A 14129-nucleotide genomic window follows, 5' to 3' on the forward strand; every position below is an offset into this window, starting at 1 on the left:
TGAGACCGGCCAGCCTTCCACCGTCCAAATCGCAGCACGCCAGGAAAACCACATGACCGAGATGACCAGCGACTTCTTCGTACAACGGCTGAAGGATTGGGGCGTGACCCGGATCTTCGGCTATTCCGGCGACGGCATCAACGGTGTGCTGGGCGCGCTGCAACGCGCCGAGAAGGCGGGTGAGGGGATCGACTTCATCCAGGTCCGGCACGAGGAGATGGCGGCGTTCATGGCCACCGCGCATGCCAAGTTCACCGGCGAACTCGGCGTCTGCCTATCGACCGGCGGCCCTGGCGCGACCCACCTCATCACCGGGCTGTACGACGCCAAGAGCGATCACGTGCCGGTCCTCGCGATCGCCGGCCAGGCGGAAGCGTCGGTGCGCGGCGCCAGCTACCAGCAGGAACTGAACCTCGATCGCATGTTTGCGGACGTCGCGAACTTCGTGCAGGAGGCGAGCGTCCCCGCGCAGGTCCGCCACCTCGTCGACCGGGGCTTGCGGATCGCGAAGGCGCGCAATGGCGTGACTGTGCTGATCCTGCCCAAGGATGTGCAGGACCTGCCGTGGGAAGAGCCGAAGCAGGCGCACGGCTTCACCCGCTCTGGCACCGGCTACACCGCGCCGCGCGTCGTGCCCTATCCCGCCGACCTGCAACGCGCCGCAGACATCCTCAACGCCGGTAAGAAGGTGGCGATCCTGATCGGCGCCGGCGCGCGCGAGGCGGCGGATGCGGTGGTTGAGGTGGCGGAGACGCTTGGTGCGGGCGTGGCGAAGGCGCTGCTCGGCAAGGACGTGCTGCCCGACGACCTGCCGTTCGTGACCGGTGCGATTGGCCTGCTCGGCACCAAGCCGTCCTCCGACATGATGGCGGATTGCGACACATTGCTGATGATCGGCACCGGCTTCCCGTGGTCGGAGTTCCTGCCCAAGGACGGCGCGGTGCAGGCGGTGCAGATCGATATCGACCCCGCGATGCTCGGCCTCCGTTACCCGGTCGACGTCAACCTCCACGGCGATGCGCTGGAAACGCTGGAGGCGCTGCTGCCGTTGCTGGAGCGCAAGACGGATCGCGGCTGGCAGGACGGCATCGCCGCTGGCGTGCGCGACTGGTGGAAGACGCTGGAGGCGCGTGCGATGGCGGACGCCAACCCGGTCAACCCGCAGCGCGTCGTCTGGGAAATGTCGCCGCTGCTGCCTGGCAACGCGATCGTCACGTCGGATTCGGGGTCGTGCGCCAACTGGTATGCGCGGGATTATGCGGTCAAGAAGGGCCAGCGCAGCTCACTGTCCGGCGGGCTCGCCTCGATGGGGGCGGCGGTGCCCTATGCGATCGCGGCGAAGTTCGCACATCCGACGCGCCCAGTCGTCGCGCTGGTCGGCGATGGCGCGATGCAGATGAACAACATGGCCGAACTCATCACCGTGCAGAAATACTGGCAGCGCTGGGCCGACCCGCGCTTCGTCGTGTGCGTGTTCAACAATCAGGACCTCAACGAGGTGACGTGGGAGCAGCGCGTGATGGAGGGCAACCCGCGCTTCGCCACCACGCAGGATCTGCCCGACGTGCCCTATGCGAAGTTCGCGGAGTCGATCGGGTTGCGGGGTATCTACGTCGACACGCCCGAGGCGCTTGCGGACGCATGGGCGCAGGCGCTGGCGTCGGATCGGCCGGTCGTGCTGGAGGTGAAGACCGATCCGGAGGTCGCGCCGTTCCCGCCGCATCTCACATTCGAGCAGGCCAAGACCTTCATGTCCTCGATCATGAAGGGCGACGAGGGTGCGGTGCACGTAATGGCGGAAACCGCACGGCAACTCGTGCGCGAGGTGCTGCCCGGCAAAGGAGGGTGAGGGCTAACAGGGGGGGGCAAGACGGACCGGTCATCCGGCGGACCGGCACCGCATCATCTATCGGGTCCCCCCATATCCGAGGCCACTCGGCCCCTGCCAAGGTGCTATAGGCCGCTGACGTTCAGCGCGTCGCGGAAGTACACTTCGGCGACCTGATGCCCGTCTTTATCCAGCACGACGATCTTGCAGGACAGGCACAACGCGCCGCTCTTTACCTCGCCGGCCATCACGTCGCGGGCTGCAATCATCGCGTTCGCCGCAGCGGCGCTGGCGTCCGGAAGATCGACGCCCTCGAGGTCTTCCGTCACCACCCCGCATTCGTGGAGATTCATGTAATAGCGAGCCATTCTCATCTCTCAGCCGGTATGCCGTGTCTACGGACGTGAAATTTAGCCCCAGCCTTGCGCCGGGAACGCTCTCCTCGAGAAGACCTGTTCAAGCTGCGATGTGCAGATAAGCAGGTGAAAAGTCGGCGATCCGCTTCATTCTCGGCCAATCGGCGATCCGGATCTGCCGGCCCTCGCGCTCGATCACGCGTTCCTCGCGTAATTCGCGCAACATGCGGTTGACGTGCACGGCCGTCAGCCCGGTCGCGTCGGCGATATCCTCCTGCGTCATCGGCAACGAGAAGTGTGCGGGTGATCCGATGCCGGCGGCCTCCGCTCGCGCCGCGAACTCGCACAGCATGTGGGCGATGCGGGTCTTCGCGCTACGCCGTCCGACGTTGAGCACCCACTCGCGGAACACCGATGCTTCGACCAGGCAGTCCCGCCACAAGGCACGGGCGATCTCCGGCCGATCGTCGGTCAATTGACGCATCGCGTCCATCGGCACGAACGCCAGCGTCGCGTCGGTGATCGTCTGCACGTTGTGATCGGCACGATTGAACAGCAGGTGCTGAACATCGAGGATATCGCCGGGGATATGGAACGAGACGATCTGCCGGCCGCCGTCGTTTGCCAATTTGTGACGGCAGGCAAACCCTTCGACCAGGACACAGCATTCCGAGACTAGCTGACCCTCTGTAACTACAGAGGTCCGCGCCCGGACCGACTGCACGCGCAACGGTAGCGCCTGTATAGCGGCGACCTCCTCTGCTGTCAGCATATTGAGCGCGTTCAGTTTCGAAACGAACTTGTCCAGATGTGCCGCAGAGTTCGACATCCGCATCTCCCAGGGGTCCGCGTTCAAACGGACATACCGCCGGATGGTTTCGCGGTCTGATCTGTATCGATATGCTGGTGCTTCCGGATCTATGCCGCAGCGAGATCAGTTGCGCGGCGCGTCGTGCTCCAGCCCGTCCAGCACCGCTTCGGGCGAAACGTCCTGCTTTATTTCGGCGACTTCCGCATCGGGCAGCACGTTGACCTCCATCTTGCGCGCGATCGCATCGACCAGCGTTACGAGACGGGTCAATTCATGTTCGGCAAGCAGGTTGATCTGAAGGTCGAGATCGGCCTGCTTGGCGGCTGCGCCCATCATGCGGTTCTGGCTGATGAGGACGAAGGTGGAAAGAAAGATCGCCTCGACGCTCGCCTCCATCGCCAGCACCACGAAACTCGGGTCGAACGGCTTTACCCCCGGTACCGTCCCGAGGTTGACCGCAATCCACGCGCCATAGGCAAGCGCATGGATAATGACGAACGTCATGCTGCCCGCGAACCGCGTGATCGCATCCGAAACCCGCTCGGACACCGTGGCGTGGCGCTCCTCATTCGCGCGCCGTTCTTCCATGCGATGCATGTTGCGTTCCAGCACGGAGGTGAGGCCTGCTGGCGCCGGTGGTGAATGGGTGAGCGACGCGTCTGACACGGGCTGAAGTCCTTGCGAAGGGTGGCGCAGGCGCCGTCCTGGGCTTTAACCCATCTCGCAAGGCAACGTTGCCTTGGCGTCGCAATAGCCGTGAAGATCGTTGCCGCCCGCCCGCATGGGGATGCGCGGGCGGGCGGGGCTGGGGAGGGGCAGACGGATCAGAGGCGCGCGCGCACGCCGAAGAAGAACGCGCGACCGGTGTATTCGTAGAACGCCGGTACGTTATTATAGGTCGAATAGCGTTGCGTTGCGCTGTCGAGCAGGTTGGAGCCCTGCACGTACACGGTCAGTTGCGGCAGGATATCGTACGAAATGCTGCTCGCCAGTTCGTGATAGGGCCGCTGCTTGATCGCCAGCGTGTTGATGTAGCTGTATTGCGACGAGGTGAAGCTAGACTGATACTGGTACGATACCGATGCGTTGATGCCATGCTTTTCGTAGAAGATCTTGGCGTTGGCCGAGAACGGCACCGCATCCTGCAAGTCGGTGGTCGGGAAGCCCTCGCTCTTGGCGCGCGAGCGGTTGTAGGTCGCGTTGGCCTGGAAGCCGAGACCATTCTCCAGGAAATACTGGGCGCCCGCCTCGATGCCGTAAACGGTCGCGCTGTCGCCGTTGACATAGGTCAGCTCGGTGAACGGGAAGTTCGCCGGGGCACCCGCCACCTGGTTGGTCGGCGTCAGCGTGAACGGCACCGCGCGCGTCGTCACGAAATTGGTGAGGTGCTTGTAGAAGCCCGCCAGCGTCAGCGCGATGGTGCGGTTCGGATAATATTCGAGCGAGATGTCCGCCTGATCCGCCGACACCGGCTTCAGGTTCGGGTTGCCCGCATCCGTGACCACCGGCGTGTTGGACTGCGCCGCCGAATAATCCTTGGCGGAGGACAACTGCCCGAAGGTCGGCCGCGAAATCGCCTGCGATGCGGCGAGACGGACGCGGAAGCCATGCGCGATATCGTAGGAGAAGTTCGCCGAAGGGAGCAGCCGCTGGTAGCTGCCGCCGCCGGTGATCGGCGCGATCGGGTTGAACACCACGTTGGCGGTGCCGACGCCGACCACCTGATAGCTGCGCACGGTGGTGCCATAGCCCAGCGAGTTCACCGTGGTGTTGACATAGCGCAGGCCGAAGTCGCCCTTCCACCGGTCACCGCCGACGTTGATCTGCGCGTAGGCATTCCACGTCTTCTCAGTGATCGCATAGGATGCGAGCTGATCCGGCACGACCTGCTGCGTGGCATAACCGGTCGGGTATGGCTGGCCGGTGTTGGGATTGATGACGTTCGGGTTGTTCTCCGCCTTCTGTAGCGACGACAGATAGGTGTTGATGTCGAACGCGGGGATCGAGCGCGGGAAGTTGCCCGTCAGGTTGGGCAGGATGTTGGTGAACTCCGGCGGCTGCACCACGTTCGCGCCGATCTGCGAGAAGGCGAACGGATAGCCGCCGAAATTGTTGGCGGTGGTGTACTGGTTGTCGATCACGTCGACCGTCTTCTTGCGGTCGCTATACGCGCCACCGAACGCGATCGAGCGGAGCAGGCCGTTGTCCGCGTCGTACAGCAGGTCGAGTTTGGCGGCGGTGCTACGGTCGGCGATGTTCTGGCCCTGGATGCCGATGTAATGCGCGCGCAGGTCGTCATTGCCGGCCTGGTCGAGCGTGCGGTTGGTGACGGTGCCATCGGCATTGGGGATGGTGAGGATCAGATCGGGCAGGCCGTTGCTGCGCGTTGCGACCTGCGCGCGCGATCCCGGAATGCCCGCCACAACGAAGCGATCCTGCCCGCCAGTGTTGTTGGTGGCCTTGCCATACGCTACGTCGGCGTTGACGGTCAGACGGTCGGTCGCCTTCCAGTCGATATGGCCGCCAAGCTGATAGGTGATCGAGTTGCGCGGCTCGTCGGTGGACAGCACGTCGATCGTCGCATCGTTGACGGTGTAGTTGGTGAGAACCTTGTTCTTGTCGATCTGCACGTTGTTAAGATCGTAGCGCACGTTGCCGTCGTTATCGAACGGGGTTAGCCCGACCGAGACGCGGTGGTTGTGTTCGGTATCGGTATAGTTGCTGTAGATGCCGTCGACGCGCAGCTCGAAGCGATCGGATGGCTTCCACTGATATGCGCTCGATCCACCCCAGCGCTGGCGCTCGCCCAGCACGTAGCCGACGCTGTAGAAATACGGCTCGATCACGCCGCCCGCACCACCCGGCGCGTTGATGACGCTGCGCTGGCCGCCGGGGCCGGTGACGATGTCGTACACGTCGTTGCTGGAATATTCGCCGAGGTTGTCGGTGCGGAACTTGTACTTGTTGTACGTGCCCGAGATCAGGAAGCCCATCGTATCGTTGGCGAAGGTGGTGCTGACCACGCCCGACGCCTTGATGCCGCCCTTCTCCGCGAACTGGTTGTACTGGCCCTCCAGCGAGCCGGCGGCGTGGAAGCCCTTGTGATCGAACGGCCGCGCGGTGCGCAGGTCGATATTGCCGCCGACGCTGCCTTCGAGCTGCGACGCCTGCGCCGCCTTCTGGATCTCCGCACCGGAAATGACTTCGGACGGGAGCACGTCGAACGCGAACGAACGGTCGGGGCCGTCGGTCGGCAGCACGCGGCCGTTTAGGGTGGTGAGCGCGAAGTTCTCGCCAAGACCGCGCACCGTCACGCTGCGGCCCTCGCCGCGCCCATCACGACCCACCGTCACGCCGGGAATGTTGGAGAGCGCTTCCGCGACGTTGCGGTTGGGGAACTTGCCGAGCTCTTCGGCCGAGATCGCATCGACGATGGTGGAGGCATCACGCTTGGTATCGATCGAGCGCAGCAAGCTGCCACGCACGCCGCGCACCACGATGTCGGGTCCGCCCGCGGCCGCCTGCGTCGCGGTGGCGTCGCCGCTGGTGGCGTCGCTCGTGCCACCGGGGCCGGACTGAATGGTGGAGCCGAGGTTGACCTGATCGGTCGGCGCGCCCGCCACCGGGCCTTGCTGCTCGGTCGTCGGCGCAGTCTGCGCGATCGCCTGCGATCCTGCGATCAGCGCCGTGAAGCTGATACCCGTGCAAACCACATTCCGCCACGTTTTCGCGTTGCCCATGTTCCGTCCTCCCATTTCGCGATACAACCGCCGGAACTCTAATTCAGACGATCGCTTTGTTGCGCTTTGCTAACGCGCACGAAACAAAGTTGTCAAACGCTTTAAAACGAAACGTGCAAGGTGTTGCTGAACGGTTACAGTGCTGCGTTAGCCCGCTTGGCATCGTCGGCGGGGAGCTCGATAAATGCCTATAGCTTCGTTATGTAGCGCTACCACCAAATCGCTGATAGCATCGTCACCATCGATTCGCGTTCGCGTGCGATCCGTAGCGGGCGCAATATCGCCGGTCGCCTCCGCACTTCACGCGTTTGCCTTCCAAAATAGCTTCGTAGCCGACAGGAACATCGTGAATATGGCGCACACATTGCCGAGAACGCGACATATTCGCGCCGCGATCGCGCTTTCGGTCACCATCACGGCACAACCGGCGATGGCGCAGGTGGCCCCGCTCGAACCATCGGGCCGCTTCTCCGTCTACCCGAGCCGAGCCGCGCAAACGCCGCCGATGGGCTGGAACCCGTGGAATGCGTTTCGAACCGATGTCGATGAGGCAAAGGTCCGCGCATCGGCGCAGGCGCTGGTCACCACCGGGCTCGCCGCCAAGGGTTACACCTACGTCAACATCGACGACGGCTGGGCGCTGAAGCGCCTGCCGGACGGCCGCCTGCGTATCCGCGACAGCATGTTCCCGTCGAGCAAGACGGGCAGCGATACCGGCTCCTTCCTGCCGTTCACCGGCTTCCTGCACGGCCTCGGTCTGAAGGCGGGTCTATACACCGACATCGGCCGCAACACCTGTGCGCAGCGATGGGACGCCGACAGCCCCAATCTGCCGGAAGGAACCATCGCCGAACGGCAGGTCGGCAGCTTCGGCCATGCCGAGCAGGACATGCGCACCATGTTCGCCGACTGGAAATTCGACTATGTGAAGATCGATGCCTGCGGGGTGGCGGACTACACGCCCGCCGATCCTCCGGTCACGTCCGGCAACTATCAGGCGTTCGCACCGATGATCGTGCGCGGCGACATTCCCAAGTCGGATCCGCGCGCGGTCGAGGCGCTCTACGCGACGCTGGGCGAGGCGGCGCACCGCTTCGGCGGGGACGCGGCCACGCTGTCGATCTGCGCCTGGGGCGAAGCGCTGTCGCCGATCTGGGGGCATGTGCGGGGCAATCTGTGGCGCACCAGCCCCGATGTCGAGTTCACGTGGAAAAGCATGCTCGGCAATTTCGACAGCGTGGTCGACGGCGCGCTCTATGCTGGCCCTGGCCACTGGAACGATCCCGATATGCTCGCGGTCGGTCACGGCGATTTCGACGTGCATCACCTGACCGAGGCACGCAGCCACGTCACGATGTGGGCGATCGCCGCGGCGCCGCTGCTGCTCGGGTTCGATCTGCGGAATGCCCCGCCCGTGCTGCTCGATCTGGTCGGCAATACCGAGATGATCGCGATCGATCAGGACGCCGCTGGCAATCAGGGCGTGCCGTACCGCGACGGCGATGCGATGACGGTGGTGCGGACGCTCTCCGGTACTGGCCAGCGCGCGGTTGCGTTGCTCAATCGCGGTGCGCAGCCGGTGACGGCGCGCGTCACGTGGGCGCAACTCGGCTTCGCGCCCGGCAGCAGCGCCACCGTTCGCGATGTGTGGGCGAGGGCAGACCGTGAGCCTGCTACCGACACGATCACCGCAACGCTGCCCGCGCACGGCTCCGTGCTGTTGCGCCTTGCCGGCACGCCTGCCGATCCATCCACGACGTTCCTCGACGAGATGCCGGCGCGCGTGAACATCGCCGCCGACGGTCTCACGCCTGAGACTGCGTTGGCGATGGGGAAGTTCCCCGCCCGCATCGCTACTGCGCCGGACGGTACGCCGCTCGTGGCTGCGGGGAAGGCGTTCGCGCACGGAATCGGCCTGTTCGCAAATTCCCGGATCGAGCTGCGCGCGGGTGGCGACTTCCGCCGCTTCGTCGCCATTCCGGTGGTGCTCGGGAGCAAGCGGCCGGTACGCTTCCGCGTTTATGCGGATCGCAAGCTGGTACGGGAGGTTTCGGTCACGCCGACACAACCACCGCAGCCGATCGATGCGAACGTGGCGGGTGCGAAAATCGTCGAACTCGTCGCGGTCGCCGCAAGTGGCGGTACGGGCCGGCCGCCGATGATCGGTTGGGGCAATGCAGCCTTGCGCCGCTGAAAGCATTTGCAGCAACGAAGCCGCTTCCCCCGGGAACGACGGCGCGACATAGAGGGACAAGCGGCGCGATGCCGATGGGCGGAAAGACGGACGTGACCAAGGAGGACGGCGGCATGGTCCGCGACACCAGTGAACGGCGGCTGCGCATCAGCACGATGGTCCGCGAACGCGGCAGCGTGCAGGTCGCGCCGCTCGCTCAGCGCTTCGGCGTATCGATGCAGACGATCCGCAAGGACCTGCGGTATCTGGAAACGCGCGGCGTGATGGAGCGCTCCTATGGTGGCGCGATCAGCGCCGACGCGGTCAATGTCACTGCCGAGCCGGCGGTCGAGGTCAAGCGCTCCAGCCACGCCGACGAGAAGATGCGGATCGGCAAGCTCGCGGCGGCGATGGTGCGCCCCGGCGAATCGATCGTGCTCGATTCGGGCACTACGGCGCTGCAGATCGCGCACTTCCTGCCCGATGACGAGGATATCACCGTCCTCACCAACGATCTCGACATCCTGTCGGTGCTGGCCACCAAGGAGCGGCTCAACATCGTCATGCTCGGCGGTATGTTGCGCCGCAAGAACCGGGCATTCTACGGCGCGCAGACGGTGGCGGCGCTGGAGAACCTGCGTGTCGACAAGCTGTTCCTCGGTGTCGACGGGTTCGACATCGAATGTGGCATCACCACGCATTATGAGCCGGAGGCGCTGCTCAACCGCAAGATGGTCGAAGCCGCGCGTGAGGTGATTGCGGTGACGGACGTGTCGAAGTTCGGCCGCGTCTGCCTGCACCGCATCGTCAAGATCGACGATATCCACCACCTCATCGCCGACAAGAATGTACCTGCGGAGATCCACGCCGCGTCGCAGCGGCTCGGCTTCAAGGTCCACGAGGCGTAAGCGCGCGTCGGCCCTGACCCTGCCGGGCGCGTTCGCCCGGCAGGATCGCGCGCTCACCCCTTGAGGTGAAAGAACCGGCGCGCGTTGGTATAATAGATCTTGTCGATCACCGCGCGCGGCAGCGCGAGGCCCGGCGCGTCCGCCTTGATCGCCGCGATCGGCTGCGACAGCGGCGTGGCGAGATAGCGCCAATCCGAACGCCACATATCGTCCGCTTCCTTGCTGAAGTTGCCGGTGGTCGGCGGGTTCTGCGCGCGCGCCTTGGGGTCGGGCGGGCTGTCGGTCAGATCGGTTCCGTACATCAGCCGGTCCTGATACTTGATGAAGAAGTCGCGCACCTTGGCATGGTTCTGGTTGGACTGGACCTGCACCTGGCTCATCCGCGCGGCGAGATCGACGACCGCATTGGGATAGCTGTCGAGGAACTTGGCGATCCGGTCGACGCTCCACTCCAAACTCGCCAGATGCGCGCCGTCGAAGGCGAGCTTCGGGTGGCGCGCCACGAACCGGTCGCGCACCGCCATCAACTGTTCGTAGCCCGGCTCCTCGGGGTGCTTGTACATGTAATATTCGGGGTGTTCGCTGAAGTAGGTGCGATCATTGTCGGTGGTCATCTGGTCGAGCGGCAGCCAGCAGTTCTTCGGCTCGGCCTGATGCGCGATCAGCGGTACGCCCTTGGCCTGGATGTGCGCCATGATCGGATCGAAGCGCGGATCGTCGAGGAACACGCGCTTGCCCGCGGTATCCTTGGCGATCATGCCGATGTTCTTCCACACCTTCACCGCCACCGCGCCATGCGCGAAGCCATCGTCGATCTGACGCGTCGCCTGCGCGGTCCAGCCCTTGCCGCCGAACCCGTCCATCGAGAAGGTGGTGGCGAAGTGGAAGCGCTTGGGATCGGCGGCGTGCATCTTGTACGCAATCCGCGCCTGCACCGGCAGCGGCGGGAAATCGGGATAGTCGACATTGATCGACAGCAGTTCGAACCCATCTTTACGGGCGATAGCGAGGAAGTCGGGCGCGTCGCGATTGGCGTGGACATGCGCATCAAGCTTGGCAACGCGCGTGAAATCAGCCTCGCTATAGGTGGTTTGCGCCGGCGCGGCGCCGGCAAGCATGATCGCCGCCAGCGGCGTCAACATCGTTGATACACGCATTATTCTCTCCAAACGAAACGTAACGAAATGCATCCTATGTTGCGTTTTGATTTGCGCAAGCCATAACCTTCGGGCACATCTTGTGTACGAAGCCGCTCGCCAGAGATGAAGCGGCGTTCCTGAGAGGTTAGTCCGTGTCATACCCTCATCTGTCCCGCCGAAGCGCGCTCGCCAAATTGTCGGGCGCCGCGGCCGCCTTGATCGCCGGCCCCGCCGCCGCGCGCGTCGCCATCAAACAGGCGCCGGTCGTCTCGCTGTCGGACAGCGTGCTGACCATCGAATTCGATTCGGGCATGCACTCGCTCATATCAAAAGCGGGTAAGGCGCTGACCGCGATGGAGCCGGGAGAGGCAATCCGCCTCGGCGACCAGCGCATCGTCGATCGTTTCCTGCTGGTCGAACAGACGCAGGAAACGGTGCCCGGTGGCCAGGCCCATCACCTGCGCGGTACCGCCGGGGGCGGCATCGAGAAGCGCGTGTCGGTGACGTTTCTCAAGGCCTACCCCGGCCTCGCGCTGCTCGACATCCGCTATCGCAATACCGGCACGGCGCCGCTCGCCGTCAATGGCTGGCAGGCCGCGACGCACGATCTGCTCGCGCATCCTGATGGCGCATGGAGCTTCTCCGGTGCGTCCTACCCCGATCGCCGAGACTGGGTGCAGCCGATCCGCCCGGGCACCGGGCAGCGTAACTTCATGGGCATGAACGCGTCGGATTACGGCGGCGGCACGCCTGTCGCGGTGGTGTGGCGACGCGATGCCGGCATCGCTGTCGGCCACGTCGATGTCGTGCCGCGCCTCGTCTCGCTGCCGGTCGCCGGCCAGCCGACCGGAACGCGCATCGCCATTGCGGGTGACGAGGCGACGGTGCTGCGGCCCGGCGGCACGCTGACCCTGCCGCCGGTGTTCCTCATGGTGCACGACGGCGATCATTTCCGTGCCCTCGATGCCTATCGCCGGTTGATGGCGACCCGTGGCATCGCCGCGCCCGCCATCCCCGAGCCGAGCTATGCACCGGTGTGGTGCGCCTGGGGCTATGGCCGCGACTTCAAGATCGCCGAAGTGCTGACGGCGATGGGCAAGGCGAAGGAGATCGGTCTGGAATGGGCGGTGCTCGACGACGGCTGGCAGACCTCCGAAGGCGACTGGAAGCTCAACCCGGCCAAGTTCCCGCACGGCGAGGCCGACATGAAAGCCTTCGCGTCCGCGATCAAGGCGGGCGGCATGCGCCCGCGCCTGTGGCTGGCGCCACTCGCCGCCGATCCCGGCACCGATCTGCTCCGCGATCACGCTGACATGCTGCTGCTCGACAAGGACGGCGCGGCGCAGAACGTCAGCTTCTGGGACGCGTTTACGCTGTGCCCGGCCTATCCGCCGGTGGTCGACTATTTCCGCGGGCAAATCCGCCGCATCCTCGGGTGGGGTTTCGAGGGGTTAAAGCTTGATGGCCAGCATCTCAACGGTGTTGCGCCCTGCTACAACCCCGCGCACAACCACAAGCGGCCGGAGGAATCGTACGAGAAGCTCCAGGATTTCTGGAAGGCGCTGTACGACGAGGCGATCTCGATCAATCCAAACGCGGTGATGGAAATCTGCCCGTGCGGCGACTCCTTCGCGTTCCACAACATCCCCGGCATGAACCACACGCCCGCGTCCGATCCGACGTCGTCATGGCAGATCCGCCTGAAGGGCAAGACGTTCAAGGCGATGATGGGGCCGTCCGCGCCGTTTGCGGGCGATCATGTCGAACTGAGCGATCGCCACAACGACTTCGCCTCGCATTACGGCATCGGCGCGATCCCCTCGACCAAGTTCACCTGGCCGCACGATCCGGTCAACACCACCGATCCGCTGCCGCCGGGCGGCATCGTGCTGAACCCGGCGAAAGAGGCGCTGTGGCGCAAGTGGATCGCTTTGTACCGTGTCAACATGCTCTCCAAGGGCGAATATCTCGGCGGACTGTACGACATCGGCTTCGACAAGCCCGAGGGCCACGCGATCCGCAAGGACGGGCGCATGCATTACGCCTTTTACGCGGATCGCTGGGCCGGCGCGGTTACCCTGCGCGGTCTGCCGCCGGGCCGCCACCGCGTGACGGACAGTTTCACCGGGCAACCGCTCGGCACCGTCTCAGGCCCGGAGGCGACCTTGCCCGCCACGTTCGAGCATTTCCTCGTGCTCGACACCACGCCCCTCGACGGAAAGGCCACCGCATGACCGCAACCTCTCCCGGCGGCCGCGCGTGGCTGCTCAACGCGATGGCAACGGTGGTGCTGTGGGGCATCTGGGGCGCATTTTCCGGTCTGTCGCCGCAGCACGGCTTCCCCGAAACTTTGGTCTATTGCGTGTGGGCGCTAACGATGATCCCGCCCGCGCTGGTGGTGCTCGCGCTCGCCAAGTGGAAGCTCGACCTGAACCCGCGCGCCATCGCGTACGGCGTCGCGGTCGGTGCGCTTGGGGCAGGGGGGCAGATGGTGTTGTTCTACGCGGTGACGCGTGGGCCGGCCTATCTGATCTTCCCGGTCATCTCGCTGTCGCCGGTCGTCACCATCGCGCTGTCGTTCCTGTTCATGGGGGAGCGCACCGGCCGGCTTGGAGCGGTCGGCATCCTGCTCGCGCTGCTCGCGCTGCCGACGTTCGATTTCGCGCCCGGTGGCGATGCGCAGGGCGGCGGCTGGCTGATCCTCGCGCTGATCGTGATGCTGTGCTGGGGCTTGCAGGCCTATTTCATGAAGGCCGCCAACACGATCATGTCGGGCGAGAGCATCTTTTTCTACATGACGGCGACGGGGCTGGCGCTGGTGCCGGTGGCGCTGTCGCTCACCGATTTCAGCCGCCCGATCAACTACGGCGCGGATGGACCCGGCCTCGCGGCGGTGATCCAGGTGTTGAACGCGATCGGTGCGCTGACGCTGGTGTTCGCCTTCCGCTACGGCAAGGCGATCATCGTCGCGCCACTCACCAACGCGGGCGCACCGCTCGCCACCGCGATCATCTCGCTGGTTGCGCTGGGTGTCATGCCCGGCCCGGTGAAACTGGTCGGCATCGTGCTTGCCGTCATCGCGTCGCTGTTGCTCGCGGTCGAACCTGACACGAAAGACGATACGGCTGTCACTGCGGCCATATAGGTTTCGTTTCGCATCATTACATTGCGTTA

General features: G+C 64.8%; 10 protein-coding genes. 5 read left to right on the top strand and 5 right to left on the bottom strand.

From position 1 onward, the window contains the following. Window positions 1-52: 52 nt before the first annotated feature. Window positions 53-1849, top strand: a complete 1797-nt coding sequence (locus OXR00_RS01645) for a thiamine pyrophosphate-requiring protein (protein WP_267386290.1) — start codon at window positions 53-55, stop codon at window positions 1847-1849. Between the two features lie 104 nt (window positions 1850-1953). Here OXR00_RS01645 and OXR00_RS01650 read toward each other — a convergent pair whose 3' ends face one another. From OXR00_RS01650 to OXR00_RS01665, 4 genes are all read right to left on the bottom strand, one after another. After that, window positions 1954-2196, bottom strand: a complete 243-nt coding sequence (locus tag OXR00_RS01650; protein WP_242146181.1) for a hypothetical protein — start codon at window positions 2194-2196, stop codon at window positions 1954-1956. Window positions 2197-2284: 88 nt separating this feature from the next. Further along, entirely contained in the window at window positions 2285-3019 is a 735-nt protein-coding gene (locus OXR00_RS01655; protein WP_346731982.1) for a Crp/Fnr family transcriptional regulator, read from the bottom strand. A gap of 99 nt (window positions 3020-3118) precedes the next feature. Continuing rightward, complete coding sequence (locus OXR00_RS01660) at window positions 3119-3661, bottom strand: DUF1003 domain-containing protein (protein WP_267386293.1); 543 nt, start codon at window positions 3659-3661, stop codon at window positions 3119-3121. Between the two features lie 158 nt (window positions 3662-3819). Beyond that, a complete protein-coding gene (locus tag OXR00_RS01665; protein ID WP_267386294.1) occupies window positions 3820-6735 on the bottom strand; it encodes a TonB-dependent receptor in 2916 nt (971 codons plus the stop codon). 364 nt (window positions 6736-7099) lie between these two features. Between OXR00_RS01665 and OXR00_RS01670 the strand changes: the two genes are divergently transcribed. Together OXR00_RS01670 and agaR are read left to right on the top strand one after the other, a co-directional pair. Further along, window positions 7100-8929 carry an NPCBM/NEW2 domain-containing protein gene (locus tag OXR00_RS01670; protein WP_267386295.1) on the top strand — a complete coding sequence of 610 codons (1830 nt, stop codon included), beginning with the start codon at window positions 7100-7102 and terminating at the stop codon, window positions 8927-8929. A 68-nt stretch (window positions 8930-8997) separates the two neighbouring features. Continuing rightward, window positions 8998-9816, top strand: coding sequence for a transcriptional repressor AgaR (agaR, locus tag OXR00_RS01675; protein WP_267386296.1), 819 nt, complete (start codon window positions 8998-9000; stop codon window positions 9814-9816). A gap of 53 nt (window positions 9817-9869) precedes the next feature. Here the strand turns inward: agaR and OXR00_RS01680 are convergent, their stop codons facing one another. Beyond that, entirely contained in the window at window positions 9870-10973 is a 1104-nt protein-coding gene (locus OXR00_RS01680; protein ID WP_267386297.1) for an amidohydrolase family protein, read from the bottom strand. Between the two features lie 134 nt (window positions 10974-11107). Between OXR00_RS01680 and OXR00_RS01685 the strand changes: the two genes are divergently transcribed. Both OXR00_RS01685 and OXR00_RS01690 read left to right on the top strand, forming a co-directional pair. Beyond that, complete coding sequence (locus OXR00_RS01685; RefSeq protein ID WP_267386298.1) at window positions 11108-13189, top strand: glycoside hydrolase family 36 protein; 2082 nt, start codon at window positions 11108-11110, stop codon at window positions 13187-13189. Continuing rightward, the gene (locus OXR00_RS01690) at window positions 13186-14100 is read left to right on the top strand and encodes a DMT family transporter (RefSeq protein ID WP_267386299.1); all 915 of its coding nucleotides are present in this window, start codon (window positions 13186-13188) and stop codon (window positions 14098-14100) included. Before OXR00_RS01685 ends, OXR00_RS01690 begins: the two co-directional genes overlap by 4 nt. Window positions 14101-14129 lie beyond the last annotated feature (29 nt).

Source organism: Sphingomonas sp. GC_Shp_3 (assembly GCF_026540945.1).
Taxonomy (GTDB): domain Bacteria; phylum Pseudomonadota; class Alphaproteobacteria; order Sphingomonadales; family Sphingomonadaceae; genus Sphingomonas.